Here is an 18,316-nt window from a genome sequence, read left to right as displayed (position 1 = left end):
TAGATAGTGGACTTCCTCATTTCGTTCTTTCCCTATTGCGCAAGATGGCTAACCTTTTCCTCCCAATTCACTAATTCTCTTTAAAATAAACTTACACACTGTTCAGCTACAAAAATTCTACCAAGCGTAGGGTTCGGGCAAAACGGACGACTTGAATTGATAACACTACAGCTCTCAAAATAAGAGGGGATGTCCAAGAAAATCCACAGATTCACTATCGTTTATAGCAATGGGAATTTCAGGACTTGTCACTGCACTCAGCTGGTTCATTACAGTATACTTGGGGTAGATTGTTTCATAGAGGTGAATTGGATGGAATTACTGCACTCGTTACTCGACGAACCACTGATATTATTATTCGTTATCTTATTTCTGGGTTCCTGGTTCGGCTCGTTGTCCATTAAGGGGCTTAACTTAGGGGCAGCAGGAGTTTTGCTAGTTGCAATGGTATTTGGACATTTCGGCTTTGCCATTTCGCCAGTGATCCAAAACTTTGGATTGAGTCTTTTCATAGTCGGTATCGGATTACAGGCAGGTCCGAAGTTTTTCCGCATGTTGCGATCTAGTGGTCTGATTTTCGGAATTTTATCGTTACTAATCATCCTGTTTGCGGTTGTCACGACGATTTTGGTCGCAAAAGTGTTCAACCTAGACCCGGCACTAAGTGTTGGGCTAATGACTGGCGCTCTTACAAGTACACCCGGTTTAGCTGCAGCCTTGCAGGCAACGCATGATCCACTTGCGTCAGTCGGTTATGGGATTGCCTATCCGTTCGGTGTGCTCGCGGTTGTCTTATTTGTCCAGCTGCTGCCTCGTATCGGCAAAATAGACTTACAAAAAGACTTGGAAGAGACTGCGAACCCAATCCGGACAGTAGGTTCTCCCGTGCTCACAACACTTGAAGTGACGAATCCTATGCTTCACAAGAGCAGTCTGAGCGAGTTGAATTTCGCTCCCTATGATGCTGTCGTCAGTCGGGTCATTCGTGATGGTCATACAATGATTGCGCTAGGTGATACGATTCTTCTGAACGGAGACAATCTTGTTGTTGTCGGTAACGAGACGAAGCTCGATGGTTTGATTGCATATGTTGGGAAGTCTGTCGACACAGATTTAGAGAATCCCGACAATGTCCACCTCCGGAAAGTGACCGTCGATTCAGATGAAGTAATTGGGAAAACACTGAAAGAACTTCGATTACGAAAAGACCATGGAACGACAGTAACTCGCATTACACGTGAGGGAATTGAACTTACGCAAAATCCAAACTTGCCGTTAATCCGTGGAGACGTCTTGACGATTGTCAGTACAGAACAACGTCTCGATGAAGTCGAAGAACTTTTCAGCCGCAAAAAACTCGCCATCACGAATTTGGATATTTTTTCAATTAGTATCACGTTACTTCTTGGGGTACTACTTGGGATGGTACCGATACCAATCCCAGGGCTTGGCACGATAAAGTTAGGAACCGCAGGAGGTCCTCTTTTTGTCGCTCTGATTATTGGGCATTTCGGTAAGCTTGGACCTATCCACGTTCGCTATTATGGTCCTTCCAATCACGTTATCCGTGAGCTCGGACTGGTACTATTCCTAGCCGGAGCCGGAACGACAGCCGGTGCCGGAATTGTAGATGTTATCCAGACTGAAGGCGTGAAGCTCATATTTGGTGGGGTTTTGATAACTCTGATTCCTATTTTCGCTGGCTATTTCGCTGCGCGCAAGCTGTTAAAACTAAGTGTCGTCCACTCACTTGGCGGACTTTCAGGTGGAATGACCAGTACCCCTGCTCTCGGTGCCTTGAACCAACTCATTGACTCAGAAGATCCAGCGATTGCGTACGCAGCTGCTTATCCATTTGCGCTAATCCTGGTTGCGATCGCATCCCAATTGATAGTGTTCTTCTTATAGAAAAAGACCCTATACATCAGCCAATTACAACGGCTGGTGTATAGGGTCTTTTGTTACATCAGGTCTACGCATCCAAACGAATGCGAGTATAGCTCCTCCGATGAGTACAATTGTTGCAAAGTAGAAAGGATAGTCAAGATCAATGTCGAACAGAATGCCTCCCACTATCGGGCCAATCATATTCCCGATGCTTGTAAACATAGAGTTCATCCCTCCGACAAATCCTTGCTCATTTCCTGCGATTTTAGACAAGTAGGAAGTCGCCGCTGGGCGGATTAAATCAAATCCAACAAACACGACAATCGTTACAGCTAAAACCGCAAAGTAAGAACTTACTACCGTCATCGCTGCAACTAAGATAGCGGATAATACTAAACACAAGTATATGAGTTTTTTTTCACCCAACCGCTTTGCGAGTCGGTCGAACAAAACAACTTGTGCGATCGCACCGACAATTCCACTACCTGTAATTACGATCGCAATATCCGCAGGTGTGAACCTAAATTTGTGATCGACGAACAAGCTAAATATGGATTCGAACGATGCAAGTCCGAATGACAATACAAAAATCAAGAGGAACACGATGAAGTATATGGGTGCAAAAACTCGTGTGAATCCTGGCTTTTTCGTATTCATCGTTTCCTCATATTGACGCTCAGGCTCCCGCAACATAATCAGCGAGAAGATTGCTGCAAAAAGTGCAAGACCCGCTGCGAAGAAAAACGGAACCCGCGTACCAAGAGTTGCAAGAAATCCACCTACTCCTGGTCCTAGTATAAATCCAGTGGAAATTGCTGCGGACATATAGCCAAGAGCTTTAGCCCGAGTATCGTTTGTGGTGATATCTGCGATGAATGCTGTAACCGCTGGCATGATGAAAGCTGCACTAACACCACCTACGATTCGAGACGCAAACAGGACCGATAACGTTTGCCCAACAGCAAACAGCAATTCCGATACACTGAACATGAGCAATCCAATGACGATCATTTTCTTCCGTCCAATTGAATCCACCCAACGCCCCGATAACGGAGATGCTACAAGCTGTGCGACTGCAAAGAAAGCGACTAAATAGCCGACTATTTTTCCCGAGAGATGTAACTCATTCATTAACGTTGGCATGACGGGAATCACAAGACCTATGCCTAAGAAAGCAATGAGCAAATTTGTTAATAACAACCACAGTGTTATGGATGATTTTTTCATATGTTCCGCTCCTACAACCAGTATCGACGCTAAAATAGGTTATTTTCTCATCTTATCATGGTTGTTTGTTGTTACAAAGTTAATTGTTCCAAAGAATCAAGTGGTTGTGAACATTCCTTGTCGCAAGGTCTAAAACGCTCCCGCACCTCCACCTCCTCCGCCAACTCCGCCCCCACCGGATGATGTTGAGGATGAGGAAGATGTACTTGAAGCCGCGACCGCACTATCTGCACGACCTAATTGCAAATAAGCATGTGCTCCAATCGGGAAATAATACATAATAGGCGGAACATATCCACGTTCGTAGACTGAATTCGTTTCAAACAATTTGTTTTCATCAAGCGTTTTTGTACCGATTCCAAAAATCACTGCTCGCTTTTGCTCGTCATCCAATTGATCATTCAAATCAGCAGCAGAAACCTCGGGTAATCGTTTCCGGAAAGCATCCCATTGGTACTGGATTCCAAGTCCTTTGACTGTTTTAGGAGAGTACAACAATCCAAATAACACAAGAATTAGACTTGGGAATATTAAAAACAATAGCCACATTGTCTGGCCGTAGATTCCAAATACAATCATCGGAGCAATTAGTAAAAATCCTACCATGACAGATAAGACTCGTACGCCTTTACCGCCACCCTTCATATGATTCTTATCTATTTCCTCCCGTATAGACTTCTCCCATGCACTTTGCAATGTATTGTATTTATTGACTTCCTGTTGAACTGACAATTTGTCCCCTTCCAATACCTCTAAATTACTGTAGGAAAACGTTTGGCCATCACCAAAACCATCGAATAACCATTCAATGAGCAAGCGTTCGTGCTCATATTCCGTATCGCGACTGACTACACGAAACGCATCTTCACCATCTCTCTCAATGTATCCTTTTCGAAGTAAGTCCAAGAGTGCCGTTGTTTGGACTTGTGTACTTTCAACATGCGGCACCGTGTATCTGAGTGTTGAAGGCAGACTCATAATCGCTTCTGGAACAAAATAGGCTTCTGGATATTCCAAGACTGCTTTCTCACGACGTTTTTTTTGCAGTCGCATTGCATATACGCCTATAAGAATCAGTAACAGTACAGCACCTCCGAATATGAATGGCGCCACCTGTCCCGACAACTTATGCATCTTGTCATAATGATCTTGAGCTGCAATTAGTGATTGTTGCTCCTTTTCCAATTCAGGTCGTATTTTTTTGTCGCTTATACGTACAGCCCCAGTGAACAGTGCTTCGTCAACACCGACACGGACATCTGCATTAGTCCCCGCTGATACTTCTCCAAGATTAAATACAACCGGCCGCTCTTCATTAGTCATTTCAGATCCACGTGCAGCATCATAGCCCATCGCAATCACATCATCCGTCACTTCAGGCGGGTGAACGGTGATCGTTACATTTCCAAAGTCAGTTTCGTTTCGATCGTCAAAAAATGGCCAGTAAAACTGTGCCATGTCAGAGTATTTTTCTACACCTCCTACAATCGTGTAGGTTAACTCAATAGTGACAGTCTCATCTTTTGCTTTCCTGTGTATTTTGTAGCTACCGTCATTCCCCTCGATTTTCAGGGATTTTCCGTCTTCTTCAGCATGAAGGTCACTGATTTTGCTACCTTCTTTCGGATAAAGGTCACGGGTGATTCCATTGAAAGAACCGTCGAATTCATATGTTAACCGTTCCTTCACCTGCACATTCCCATCCGATTCAAGATATGCGTCAATCTTAAAATCATTGATTGTAAAGTCTTCTGCAAATGCCGGATTCGGTAAAACTATTAACAATACCAACATCACAACACTTAACAATATTCTTTTCACGTCCATCACTCCCTTCTTTCTTTTACGAATATCCATTCTTATAGTTTCAAAGTTCGAAAGATTAGACCGTCTATACGTCTCTTCCCCTAAATCCGCCCATATAAAAGCGTTCCATCCATTTTTGGATAGAACGCTCTCGAATTACCTATTTACTGCTCTAGCAAACGATAGTCAAAGTCACAAAACGACTCAATCAGTTGCCCCTTTTCATGGAACGATAACGAACGCGTCACATCATTCGGGATGATTAAGCAATGGACACCTGCACTTATAGCTGCAATCGATCCGTTGTAGGAATCTTCCACAGCAATTGCCTCATCTGGTGTAACACCGAGTCGTTCCAATGTCACTTCGTATATAGCTGGATTTGGTTTCACTTCATCCACATCCTCTGCTGAAACGATAATCGGGAAATATTCCAGCAAGCCATATTGCGCGAGAAATCCTTCGACCCAATTTCGCTTTGAACTACTCGCAACAGCCAGCAAGACCCCTCGCTCTTTTAGTTGTTTTACAGTCTCTAAAAACCCTTCCCGTAAAGCCAATTGTTCTCGAATCGTTTCAAACCGGGTATTGACCTGATCATGGAAAACAGTACGATCCACTGGCACATCGAGCGACTTGTCAATAAAGTCGAATAAGGCTCCATCCGTTGAACCTACCACTTTCACGAATTCCTCCAACGTCAAGTTGAATCCATGCTGTTCCTTCAAGATTTCCTGATATATATCAAACCATGCTGATTCTGTATCAATGATTGTTCCATCAAAGTCAAATATTACTGCCTTCTTCACTCTTGTTCCCCATTTCCAAAATACGTTCTAGTTCTCCTGTACCCATTATAGGGGCAAAGGCTCATTTGGTCGACCAATTCTCTGGTATTCATCTTGTTATCAGAATACTGTCGTTAACTGTTGTTTCATTTGCTATACTTAATCCATAATCTAATGAATAGAAATGAGGAGAGTACATGCAATTAGTGACACTATCTACGAGTTTACCTAAGCAAATTAGTACGTCAAAAGGAAAAGAACTCGTGACCGGCATTTGCAAGGAAACAATTCAAGAAGCATTTTTGTCTGTTGATGGTTTCAAAGGCGATGACGTGGCTGATAAAAAACACCACGGTGGCCCAGATCGTGCAGTTTGTATGTATCCTCATGAACATTATGCCAAGTGGAATGATGAGTTTGAATGTGTACTTCCACCCGCAGCATTCGGAGAAAATATTACAGCAGTGGGCATGACCGAAGCGGAAGTTTGTATAGGCGATATCTTTACACTTGGAGACGCTATCATACAAGTGACCCAAGGAAGAATTCCGTGCAATACAATTGATCAGCGCCTGGGACATCCTATGATGAAAAACATGATTCAGACCGGATTTACCGGCTACTTATGTCGCGTTCTAAAAGAAGGAATGGTGCGGTCGGAGGACCAGATTTCATTGCACAAAAGTGACACCCATGGCGTGACAGTGCTCGAAGCCAATACTATCTATTTTCACGATACGAAAAACATCGAGGGAATCCGTCGTGTTTTAGCAATTGATGCACTTGCTGAAGATTGGCGTGATAAGTTTGGTAAACGTTTAGAAAAAGCACTTGTGAACTCCTAAAGATGATGAGCTACCTTTAGATTGAATGGTCGCCCGAAAACTTTTATGGTTGTTTACTCGAGTCACTTATATTACTGACCTTACGAGTACTTAAGTGAACCGGGTGTGTTACTCTTTGCCTATGAGTTAACTTAATAAAACAGGAGCCTCCGGATTATGGGGCTCCTGTTTTTAGTATGGTGTTTCGATAAAATTGCATTCGCGGATGCGAAGCTTACTTTATTAGGGTTTTAAGTGCTTGATTTGTCACGAGCTAGTTGAGTGTAGGCATCTGTTTTCATACCGCGGGCGATTGATTGGGACTCCACTTTTTGTTTATGAGCACTTTCCCTAGTTTATGAGCGTTTATCATGATTTATGAGCACTTTTAAAGTTTTATGAGCATATTCCATAATTTATGAGCACGTCCCCAGTTTTATGAGCATATTCCATGATTTATGATCACTTCTCCAAGTTTATGAGCGCTCAGCCATCTCTGCAGCTGCCTGCTCATCTTGAGCAGGCAAAATTCCAGCGGCCATCGCTTCGCTTCGTAGCTCATCTCGGAATTTAGGATGTGCAATCGCAATCAAAGCTTCCGCACGTTTGCGGAGCGACTTTCCATGCAACTTGGCAATTCCATATTCGGTTACGATGCAATCGACTTCGTTTTTAGACGTCGTTACGACAGAACCAGGAGCAAGATTCACTTTGATGCGTGACATGGTATCGTTCTTCAATGTCGAGTACATGCAGATGAACCCTTTCCCATTTTTCGCAAGTTGAGCACCCCTTGCGAAGTCTGCTTGTCCGCCTGTTGAGGAATAATAGTTTCCGGCAATCGTTTCAGAAGCACATTGGCCATACAAGTCCACTTCTGTCGTTGCATTGATCGATACAATATTGTCCTCTTTTGCAATTTCATAAGGATCATTGACCATACTCACAGGTAAAAACTCAACGCTAGGATTATTGTGAAGGAACTCATAGAGTCGCTGAGTCCCATAAGCAAACGTCGTCACAATTTTCCCTTGATGGGTGTATTTGTTCATACCTGTCACCGCACCCGACGCAACGAGGTCTACAATTCCATCCGTCAACATTTCTGTATGGATCCCCAAATCACGGTGGTCCCGCAGCATACTCATAACAGCATTCGGAACCGCTCCAATTCCCACCTGCAACGTATCTCCACTCTGAATTTGAGACGTGATATAACTTGCAATCTTTTTATCTTTTTCATTACTAACGGGGCACTTCTCTTCTGCAAGAAGAGCGTCGTGTTCGACATAGCCTTCAATTTGGCTCATGTGTACTTGGTTTTTCCCGAAGGTGCGTGGCATGTGTCTGTTCACTTCAAGAATGAACGGAACTTTCCCGATGAACTCAGAAACATAATCAGCCTGGGTTCCAAGTGAGAAGTACCCATGCTCATCAGGTAAAGATGCAACTGCCATGACGACCGGATGTCTCAGTGTTTCGCGTAACAATCTCGGGACTTCGTTGAATACGTTTGGAACGAGATCGACAGCTCCACTACGGAATGCGTTGCGTGTCGCTCCGCTCAAAAAATAGGACGTGTGAGTCAAATGTCCTTTCATTTCTCCTCGAATATAAGCACGTTCACGGAGTGCCAACATTTGGTGAACGGTTACGCGATCCAATTGTTCGTAATTTGCTTCTAATAAATCCAGTAACAAGTGAGGTTCCCCATTTGCAATTGGAATAATGAGATCAGTGCCAGGTTGCATTAGCTCCAACAATTCTTGCTCGCTCAAATGTTTCGTCATGGTTTGGTTAACAGCTCCAGTTCATATGATACTTCGATTATAACGCAGACTGAGCGCTCGCTCAACAGAGTGACCTGATAGGTAAATCACTTATTACGAAAACAAGCCTTTCGCATCAATCTGCGAAAGGTTTGTTTCTCTTTTTCCTAATCATCCAAACGAACAATCCTGTTAGCACAAGGAAACTGACAATCAGTGATGCCCCGAAGTAAGGTGGTCGATATGACATTTCAATTGTATTGAACCCTGCTTCAATTGGGATACCCGAAAAGGCATAATTCGCTTTCAATACAGACACTTTTTCACCATTCACTTTCGCCGTCCACCCCTTTTCAAATGGAATCGGCATCACAGCTAAACTGTCTCCCTTCGAATTATCAAGATGAACGGTTGCATGACCACCGTTCCACTCAACAATGGGCTCAGAAGTCTGTTCGTTCTTTCGCTCAGCCTCCTCAAGTGTCGAATAATCCTCAGCATAAAGTGCTAAATCACTTAATGTATACGTCCCTTCAGGTACACGAATTCGAATAGTTTCTTCAGACGGAACCCGGATCGTAATGTCATTGACACGAGTGCGGTATATCGAATCTGCCCGTTTACGAGTCGTTTTATAATCATTCACTTTCAAGTGAAAGCCTTTGTCTGCAGTTGAGCGCTCCAAGTAAAACGAAACATACGTGTCCTCTTTCAACAGACGGACGTCGGAGACTTTCAAATCGATACCGCCATTCTTTCCTGTAACAACAAGCTTGTCATTTTTGTACTCCGCTTGTACAGGCTTCACGGTAACTTTATCCATTAAATCCTCTACCACTGGCGAAGTTTCCGATTGTTCATCCCATTCTTCTAATATCGCTCCATTTAACATGGCATGCTCGCGTGCAAGCACAGGACTATCTTCCAACTCTTCTTCTGTATAAACCTTATTCGTTGTTCGAACAAATGGAAGGCGGTGTTTGTTTTCAAACGCTTTGAATTCACCATTTTGTTCAACTTCTTCAAAGCCGAACGGAACTGGATTCCCCTTTTCTGAACGTATCGTATAGGCTCCGTTAAGGACACTATATAGATTCGCCCGCCCGCCGAACCCAGCATAGCGACTGACACTTTCCCGTCCCATATCGATTGCCAAATCATCTAAGTAAAAATGTAACAAGTGCTGATTTAAAATACTTGAGTAAATGCTAGTCCCTAAAAAGTCCTGGACAATCGGTGTGTTGTTACGTGTGCCGATCATCCAATCGATACGAGCAAGTGGATCCTCTTCACGTGCCTTCAATTGTTGAACTAGTTCACGTGATGCTTCACCGTTATAGGAATCACTTGTGAAAAAGGACTGTGGAATGCCTTGCCCTTCGACTTGCTCTACCTTCGCATTATTTCCTGTCAACTTCTCCTCTTGGAATAGATTCACGGTAATTAGACTAGACGCAACAATCCCGATCCACAATGCTATGTCCCAGTGCTTAAATTGACGTACAGTAGCTAAAATCGCAAGCGCGCATGTGATTAATGCCATTACTACTAAACTGTCCGCATACAAACTCGGCTTTCCTTCTAACTCTAATTCCGAAAATATCACGTAAAGGCCAATCGTTCCGAGTGCCGCAATCACAGCATGTTTAACTTGGATTTCCTTCCAATTTTGAAGCGTGACAGCTATTAATCCACCAGCAACTAGCATGAGCATGTGTTCCCAGCGAAATTGTGGCGCGGATAATCCGTTGAACACACTTCCAACTGCAGGAGATGCGTGTAACACCGCTAACAGTACGGTCATACTAGCAAACAACCGAAATCCTCTCTTTTTGTACAGAGGAAACAGAAATAAACAAATAACAGCAAATGCAGGTAAGACGACCAACTTCCCGTCGGACAAAATATTTTCTGTCATGTCGAAAAGAGGAATCTCCCCTTCAAACGGGGGTCTGAAGTTATTCAAATATCCGTAAACTGATGGAACGAAAAATGGCGTACTTATCGCAGCTCCGAGCACTCCACCCACCAGAAAATATACGATTTGGCGCTTTCGCTTCAGTTCATACTCAGCCAAGGGAATGAACCAACGGAAAACTATGTAGATGAATGTTAACAGGAAGTTAATATATGCAAAATAGAAATTGTCAATCATACTAAGCGCGACCGCGGCAATGAACCAACCCGGTTTGCCGTACCGCATTATCCGTTCTGCCCCAATGAGTAATAACGGCAAAAAAACAATCGCATCTGCAAAGAACTCCCAATATGTCACATGTCGGAAATACAAAATACTTATTCCATAAATGACTGCACCAATATAGGCGAACCAGCTTTTCAAACCGATTAATCGGAAGAAAATCGTCGTGATGACCAAAATCACTGAAAGACGAATGATGCTGACAAAAACGGTAACATCTGCCCAGTATTGAAGATCAGGTGATGCTAACAATCCGATCCATTCTAAAAACGCCGTAACCGCTGCAGTTACTAAAAAGACAATGGACGTAGAAAAATAATAGCCAAGTTGGGAAAATGACCCTCCCCCTAATCCAAAGCGTTCTGAGTAAAAGAACTTCCCATCCCGCATGGATTCGTACAGAAAATGTTTAAACGGAATCATTTGTGATAAGCCATCGTTCGGTCCCACAACGTAACGCCCTTGCATCCATTCCGACAGCATGAACCCATGGGCAATTAAAGCGGTGAGTACACTCACCACAACAAGAGCAATCCAACCCTTTTTCGTCATCACGCCGCCTTCAGCACCTTTCCAGTCACAACGAATGTCACAGGAACTGTAATGATCAACGCCCCTAGTGGCGCGATACTACTGTTCACCTGCAATCCGTCCACTAGAATGTAGAGCAACACTGCTGTCACTGCTATATTAACGAGTTGGGTCACCGGATAGACTAAAAACTTTTTTAATGTCGGTTTTACTTTGTATGTCACATAACTATTCAAGAAAAAAGAAATGATCATGCTTAAAATGACTGCGCTGAAATGCGCAACCATATAAACAAGTCCTAGCTCTTTTAATCCAAACAAGTAGAACGCATAATAGGTTCCTGTATTAATAACGCCAACAATGGCAAATGTGATGAATTCACGAACTTCGAATTTTGGCATGAGAGACTGGTTTTCCTTTCACCGCGGCGCTTGTCCGGCGGACGAGATAATGGGGACGCTTTTTCGTTTCATTGTAAATCCGTCCGACATACTCCCCGATGATGCCAAGGGATAATAATTGGACACCTCCAAGAAAGAGTACTGCTGAAATGGTCGTGAAATAACCTGGTACGTCCACCCCGTTTCTTGCAATATCAGCTAATGTAATAACTATATAGGAAATAGCTAAAAACATGCTTAATATTCCTGCATAGAAGCATAAGCGCAACGGTTTTGTATTGAACGAAACAATACCGTCCACTGCATAGTTGAGCAATTGTTTAAATGACCACTTCGTCTCACCATGTTGTCGTGTGACATTGTCATAACAAATCGTCTTCTGTTCCAAACCAATCCATGAATACAGTCCTTTAGAAAAACGATTTCCTTCACTGAGCTGCAACAACGAATCGACAGCGCGCCGACTGAGCAAACGGAAATCACCTTCACCATCATGTAACTCGACTTCGATAGTTTTGTTCACTCCCCAGTAATAAGCACGCGACAGCAAAGAACGAATCGGAGAGTCCCCTTTCCGATTACGTTTTGCAATGACTTGGTCATACCCCTCTTCATATCCACGGATCAATTGTGGGATCAATTCTGGAGGATGCTGCAAATCTGCATCCATTAATATCACGGCATCCCCTTTCGCATACTCAAGCCCCGCCAAAATGGCAGCCTCTTTCCCAAAATTGCGTGTAAAAGATACATATTCAACTTCTGGATAATCGATTAGCGCCCCACGGATTTCGTCCATGGTTTTATCGTCACTTCCATCATCTACAAATAACACCTCATAGGGTAACCCACTTGACGACATGACTTCGTTCAATGCGTTCATCATGTTAAAAATATTGCCTTCTTCGTTATATGAAGGGATGACGAATGAAATAAACAATTGCTTCATCCTGTGCACCTGCTTTCTAAATTTGTGCCAACGGCTTTCCTTCTAATACCCGTTTTTCATAGAATTATCACCTTTTTTAAGAGAGAGTATGTTCAGAATGATTCTTTTGTTTAACGAGGTTCCTATGAAACACTGAAACGGTCCATTCTCACCCACTAAGAATTTTCACCTTGTTCTGCGAATTTGTTCTCTTATTGCATCGTCTTCTGATTCAGCGCATACTTAGTTAGATACATTTTGAAGAAGGAGTTTGACTTATGATTTCAACTAATGACATGATTTCCCAAGATCCTTGGGAAGCTTATTTAGACGTGGATACCCACGGACACCAAGTACTTTCTAGCATTGAATTCACGACTACTTATTTGTGCAATATGCGCTGTGAACACTGTGCGGTCGGCTATATGCTTCAACCGAAGGACCCCGATGCGCTTCCGATAGAGTTGCTTATCCAGCGACTAGAGGAAATCCCTCATTTACGCACGATTAGCTTAACCGGCGGTGAACCGATGTTTTCAAAACGATCGGTGGAACGTTACGTCCTGCCTCTCCTTAAATATGCGCATGAACGTGGCGTTCGTACCCAGATGAATTCCAACTTGACAATGCCACTTGAGCGTTATGAAATGATTGCTCCCTACCTCGATGTTCTTCACATTTCCCATAATTGGGGCACCGTTGAAGATTTCGCTGAAGGCGGGTTTGCAAATATGGAACGTGTCCCTTCTTTTGAACGTCGTGCAGAACAATTTCAACGGATGATTGAAAACAGCCGTGCACTGGCAGACTTAGGGGTAATGGTTTCCGCAGAAACCATGTTAAATCGCAGAACGCTCCCTCACTTACAAAAAATTCACGAACAAGTTGTACACGAGATGAAATGTGCACGACACGAAATTCACCCGATGTACCCAAGTGACTTCGCTTCAACTCTAGAAGTCCTGTCATTGGACGAAACCCGCACGGCTATAAAAGAAATCCTTCAATTCCGCGATCCTGCCACTTGGATGCTATTTGGCACGCTGCCTTTCTATTCTTGTAGCCCAACTGCTGAAGATCAGGAACTATTAGCACAACTTAAAGCGAGTCCTAACGTGTCGGTCCGAAATGATCCCGATGGACGATCCCGCTTGAACGTCAATATCTTCACTGGAGATGTCATTGTGACTGATTTCGGAGACGTGCCACCTCTTGGTAATATTCAACACGGGAACCTTCCCGAAATGTATAAAGCGTGGCAACAGCACCCGCTCGCAAAATCTGTTAGCTGTCACTGCCCTGCAGTTCGTTGTCTCGGGCCTAATTTACTTGTTAAGAATGCTTATTATAAGGACATCGACTTCACAACTAGGAAATCAGTGATGGTATAATAGTCTCTATCAAACGAATAAGGGGATGTAACGTCTATGTATACAAAAGTATTTTTAGCAACTGCCTTTACAAGTAAGTCACCAAAAGAGGTAGAGGTATTGAAAGACTGCCTGTTCTGTATTGACGAACACGGTATGATCGAACGCATCGTACGCCCCGAACAGTCTGATTATGAAAAAGTACTCAATGAGTATATACATACAGATGCTTTCCAAAAGATTGATGATGGGTCCTATTTACTTCCTGGTTTCATTGACTTGCACATACATGCCTCTCAATGGGCACAAGCTGGAACAGCGCTGGATATTCCTCTCCATGATTGGTTAAGCACGTATACATTCCCTTCTGAAGCGAAATTTGCAGATCTTGACTATGCGAAATTAGTTTATGAAGATGTGGTCAGCACGCTTCTCGCAAACGGTACAACCACTGCTCTTTACTTTGCCACGGTTCACAAAGAAGCCAGTGTTTTGCTAGCGGACATTTGTGCAAAACGTGGTCAGCGTGGTCTAGTCGGAAAAGTTGTGATGGATTTAGTTCAAGAATGTCCTGAATTTTATCGAGATTCAACTACACAGACTGCATTGCAGGACACTGAGGAATTTATATTAGAAGTGAAGAAGATTGCCGAGACGACTAAGCAAGGAGTCTATCCAGTTGTCACTCCTAGATTCATCCCAACATGTACGGATGAGGTCCTTGAAGGTCTTGGTGCGCTTGCAGCCAAGTATGATACACATATTCAGTCACATTGTAGTGAAAGCGATTGGGCTCATCAGCATGTGCAACAACGTTTTGGAAAGAATGATGCACAGGCACTCAATGATTTCGGACTGTTACAGGACAAGTCCGTAATGGCCCATAGTAATTTCCTTTCTGATGACGATGCAAAATTGTTCGCTGAAACAGGTAGTGCGATAGCCCACTGTCCTGTTTCTAACGCGTACTTTGCGAATAGCGTAATTCCTATTGCAAAATTTGCTCGGATAGGTGTGGATATTGGGCTTGGATCGGATATCTCCGGTGGATTTTCTCCAAGTCTTTACGATAATTCTCGTCAAGCGGTCATGTCTTCCCGCATGTTAGAAGATGGCGTAAATCCTAGCGTACCTGCTGATGAACGAGGTGTAGAAGATTCTCGCATTACGATTGCAGAAGCGTTCCACTTGGTCACTTCTGGTGGTGGAGCGAGTTTGAGTCTGCCAATAGGACGTCTGGAAGAAGGTTATGCGTGGGATGTCCAGCGCGTAGACCCGACAATCTCGACAGCAAAGCTTCCATTATTTGATCCTAACGAGGCTCTAATTGATATTTTTCAAAAGATGATGTACCTTGTACGACCTGAAAACATTCGAGATGTCTGGGTTCAAGGCGAACTGGTTCATTCTCGTAAGTGAACAAGCTACATGCATCCCTAAAGAACCTTAGCTGTAGTTAGGCAAAAAATTGTATTAAACTCATAATTTTTCCACAATTATTGCTTAACTCTTGGTTTTGCAGGACATACTGTTTATCACAAGAGCTAATTAGTACTAATCGACTACAAAACTCCGTTACTTTTGATTTTTTTCCCATTTATTGTGCATTACACCATCTTCATAGGCATATTGAATAATTTATTTCGTAAACCGAGATATTCGCTTTAAGAATGGTTATACTTAAACGCTGTAGCATTATACTTAGTTAGCACTTTCTTGGATGTCTTTTTTTGATGGATGAACTTATTTTTTCTTATTTTCTATCACTCAAATAGAGTGACGAATTCAACCTTACATCACTTAAGATCAGCTATAGGAGTGACGTACGGTATATCTACAAACAAAAAAAAGGAGGAATAAGCAATGTCTGAAGCGCAAGGTCCAAAGAATACGCAAGACAAAAAAGGAATGAGCCGCCGTAATTTCATGAAAAACACTGGCCTCCTTGCCGGTGGTCTAGTCGGCGGTGGTTTGTTCGGTGGTTTGATAACGAATCAGATGAAGAAACAACCTGCGACTGATAAAAAACCTGCTGCGTCCGAGAACAAGGACATGGAAGCTCGTACCTTTTTCAGTAAAACGGAAGATTTCGAAACGCTTTCTGCTGCGACTGAACGTCTTTTCCCTGAGGACAAACTAGGTCCTGGAGCGATTGGTCTTGGAGTTCCTTATTTCATCGACCGTCAGCTATCTAGCGACTGGGGATCTAACGCAAAAGAATACATGAAGGGGCCATTCCCGCAGAATCAGGAAGCTGCCTACTATGAGGATCAAAGCAAGGATCAGAATAAGCAAGGACCTAACTCTGTGACTCAAGTAGCTGCACCGACTCCACGCTATCAGACGCGTATGAACCGCGGTGAAATCTTTAGAGAAGGCGTCAAGACGCTTCAAGCCACAGCACAGTCGAAGCATAAGAAGAAATTCTTTGAACTCGAAGGTGAACAAATGGATGAAATCCTGACAATGTTGGAAGAAGGAAAAGTTCGTATGAACGGAATCCATTCAACTGTTTTCTTTAACCTGTTGCTGCAAACAACCATTGAAGGTGCGTACGCAGATCCTGTTTATGGTGGAAACCGTAATATGGCAGGATGGAAAATGAAAGAATTCCCTGGACCTCGTATGGGGTATCTTGGACAAATTGAAGATGAAGAATTCGCAGTAATGAAGCAGGAAAGCCTACGCGATTATCAAGAAATGTGGGGCTAGGAGGAAACTAAATGGCTAAAAAACTAGAAAAAGTAGACGTTGTTGTAGTAGGTAGTGGCTGGGCTGGCGGTATTGTTTCTGCCGAAGCTGCAAAAGCAGGACATAAAGTCGTAACACTCGAACGAGGAAAGCCCGTTGACCGTCAAGACTATGTTGGTGTTAAAGACGAACTCCGCTTTTCAGATCGTTATGAAATGATGCAAAATCTAGCACCAGAAACAATTACATCACGAAATACATTGGATGAAGAAGCACTACCAGTTCGTACGCGTAATGAAATGATGGCAGGTACTGACCTTGGTGGCGGCAGTGTTCACTGGGCTGGAGCTACGTATCGTTGGAGACCAATCGACTTCGAAATCCGTACTAAAACAATTGAGCGTTATGGTGAAAAGAAAATTCCTGAAGGCATGATTATTCGTGACTGGGGCATTACGTACGATGAGATGGAACCGTATTATGATAAGTGGGAAAAAACAGCTGGGATTTCTGGAGAACCGGATCCACTAGGCGACAAGAGATCAAGTGATTATCCGAACCCTCCTATGAAGGAATCACCAGCAGTTCGTTTGTTTAAAGATACAACGAAAAAGATGGGCTATCATCCTTATCAAGTAGCTTCTGCCAACCTTTCGCAGTCGTATAAGAATCCAGATGGCGAAACAATTGCTCAATGCATGTTCTGCTCATACTGTACGGAGTATGGTTGTGACTTTGGTGCAAAATCAGATCCACTCGTAACCGTAATCCCGACAGCGATTAAAACAGGTAACTGTGAAATCCGTACAAATTCTCTTGTACGTCGTGTGTTGCACGAAAACGGTAAGGCTACAGGCGTGATGTATGTCGACCTTCGGACAGGTCTTGAATATATTCAACCAGCTGATGTCGTTGTGCTTGGGGCATTCTCATTTACAAACAACCGACTTCTCATGCTCTCGAAAATCGGTGAGCAATATGATCCTGTCACGCGTAAAGGCGTTATCGGCCGTAACTTCAATGGTCAATTCAACATTACATTCCTAGGAGCACGCGGCTTCTTCGATAAAAAGAAATTCAATTTATTCATGGGCGCTGGAGCACTCGGTGGAACTTTAAGTGACTTCGCTGGCGATAATTTCGACCACACTGACCTTGACTTCATCAACGGTGGCGGAATTGAATTACGTCAGTATGGACATGGACCGATTGCAACGAACAGTGTTCCTAAAGGGACAAAAGGCTGGGGTCCTGAATTTAAAGAGAAATCTGTCCACTACACAAACCGTAGCTTAGTTGCTTGGTACACCCCAGCAGTTATGTCATGGTGGCACAACTATACGTCTCTCGATCCAACGTATACGGATGAGTTCGGAGATCCATTACTGCGAATCACGAACAAATATACGGACCATGATAAAGCTATGGCTAAATTCGGTATTGAAAAATGTACGGAAATCATGGAAAAAATGGGTGCCGACATTGTCGACCCAGATAGCATCCCTGAAGAGTTCGACCACATTTACGATGGTGGACACTACGCTGGTGGCGTAAGTATGGGTGAAGATCCTGAAACGTCTGCTATCAATAACTACTTGCAGCTGTGGGATATGGAAAACCTATTCGTCGTTGGCGGATCTGCGTTCCCACAATTCGGAGGTCACCACCCTACTGCAACGATCGGAGCGCTTTCGTACCGCGCTTCAGAAGGGGTTATCAAGTACTTGAAAGAACCAGGTCTTCTAACAAAACCTAAAAAAGAAGGCGCAAAGGCATAATACATTAACTAATAGTAAAAGGACTGTAGACAAACTCCATAAATCATGGGGCTTGCCCACAGTCTTTTTCTTTTACAATAGAATTAACAATGAATAGTTGATTTCCGCTGCGAGCG

13 protein-coding genes are annotated in these 18,316 nt (G+C 43.4%); 6 read left to right on the top strand and 7 right to left on the bottom strand.

Going from position 1 to position 18,316, the window contains the following annotated elements; genetic code table 11:
* The first annotated feature begins 312 nt into the window (after positions 1–312).
* Positions 313–1,908: an aspartate:alanine exchanger family transporter gene (locus N693_RS0106690; RefSeq protein WP_025784031.1), complete on the top strand. Its 1,596-nt coding sequence runs from the start codon at positions 313–315 to the stop codon at positions 1,906–1,908.
* Between the two features lie 24 nt (positions 1,909–1,932).
* Here the strand turns inward: N693_RS0106690 and N693_RS0106685 are convergent, their stop codons facing one another.
* The 3 genes from N693_RS0106685 to N693_RS0106675 form a co-directional block, all read right to left on the bottom strand.
* Positions 1,933–3,114, bottom strand: coding sequence for a tetracycline resistance MFS efflux pump (locus N693_RS0106685; RefSeq protein WP_025784030.1), 1,182 nt, complete (start codon positions 3,112–3,114; stop codon positions 1,933–1,935).
* 129 nt (positions 3,115–3,243) lie between these two features.
* Positions 3,244–4,935, bottom strand: coding sequence for a DUF2207 domain-containing protein (locus tag N693_RS0106680; protein WP_172643574.1), 1,692 nt, complete (start codon positions 4,933–4,935; stop codon positions 3,244–3,246).
* Positions 4,936–5,084: 149 nt separating this feature from the next.
* Positions 5,085–5,729, bottom strand: a complete 645-nt coding sequence (locus tag N693_RS0106675; protein WP_025784028.1) for an HAD family phosphatase — start codon at positions 5,727–5,729, stop codon at positions 5,085–5,087.
* Between the two features lie 176 nt (positions 5,730–5,905).
* Here N693_RS0106675 and N693_RS0106670 point away from each other — a divergent pair, with 176 nt between their 5' ends.
* Complete coding sequence (locus N693_RS0106670) at positions 5,906–6,553, top strand: MOSC domain-containing protein (RefSeq protein ID WP_025784027.1); 648 nt, start codon at positions 5,906–5,908, stop codon at positions 6,551–6,553.
* A 455-nt stretch (positions 6,554–7,008) separates the two neighbouring features.
* Here N693_RS0106670 and N693_RS0106665 read toward each other — a convergent pair whose 3' ends face one another.
* The 4 genes from N693_RS0106665 to N693_RS0106650 form a co-directional block, all read right to left on the bottom strand.
* Positions 7,009–8,322: an acetyl-CoA hydrolase/transferase family protein gene (locus N693_RS0106665; RefSeq protein ID WP_025784026.1), complete on the bottom strand. Its 1,314-nt coding sequence runs from the start codon at positions 8,320–8,322 to the stop codon at positions 7,009–7,011.
* 115 nt (positions 8,323–8,437) lie between these two features.
* Positions 8,438–11,053, bottom strand: a complete 2,616-nt coding sequence (locus N693_RS0106660; protein WP_025784025.1) for a YfhO family protein — start codon at positions 11,051–11,053, stop codon at positions 8,438–8,440.
* On the bottom strand, positions 11,053–11,433 hold the full coding sequence (locus N693_RS0106655; RefSeq protein WP_025784024.1) for a GtrA family protein: 381 nt from the start codon (positions 11,431–11,433) through the stop codon (positions 11,053–11,055). The genes N693_RS0106660 and N693_RS0106655 overlap by 1 nt, the downstream gene beginning before the upstream one ends.
* Entirely contained in the window at positions 11,411–12,382 is a 972-nt protein-coding gene (locus tag N693_RS0106650; RefSeq protein ID WP_025784023.1) for a glycosyltransferase family 2 protein, read from the bottom strand. The genes N693_RS0106655 and N693_RS0106650 overlap by 23 nt, the downstream gene beginning before the upstream one ends.
* Before the next feature lie 257 nt (positions 12,383–12,639).
* On the opposite strand from N693_RS0106650, the gene yfkAB reads away from it, so the two are divergent.
* The 4 genes from yfkAB to N693_RS0106630 all read left to right on the top strand — a co-directional run bounded on the left by yfkAB (position 12,640) and on the right by N693_RS0106630 (position 18,200).
* Complete coding sequence (yfkAB, locus tag N693_RS0106645) at positions 12,640–13,752, top strand: radical SAM/CxCxxxxC motif protein YfkAB (RefSeq protein ID WP_025784022.1); 1,113 nt, start codon at positions 12,640–12,642, stop codon at positions 13,750–13,752.
* A gap of 36 nt (positions 13,753–13,788) precedes the next feature.
* A complete protein-coding gene (guaD, locus tag N693_RS0106640; protein WP_025784021.1) occupies positions 13,789–15,150 on the top strand; it encodes a guanine deaminase in 1,362 nt (453 codons plus the stop codon).
* Between the two features lie 444 nt (positions 15,151–15,594).
* A complete protein-coding gene (locus N693_RS0106635) occupies positions 15,595–16,443 on the top strand; it encodes a gluconate 2-dehydrogenase subunit 3 family protein (protein ID WP_025784020.1) in 849 nt (282 codons plus the stop codon).
* Positions 16,444–16,454: 11 nt separating this feature from the next.
* Positions 16,455–18,200, top strand: coding sequence for a GMC family oxidoreductase (locus N693_RS0106630; RefSeq protein WP_025784019.1), 1,746 nt, complete (start codon positions 16,455–16,457; stop codon positions 18,198–18,200).
* The last annotated feature ends 116 nt before the right edge of the window (positions 18,201–18,316 follow it).

It is taken from the genome of Sporosarcina sp. D27 (assembly GCF_000586555.1).
GTDB lineage: Bacteria > Bacillota > Bacilli > Bacillales_A > Planococcaceae > Sporosarcina.
Note: the sequence above shows the minus strand (reverse complement) of the source record. Positions and strands in the feature narration are given on the sequence as shown.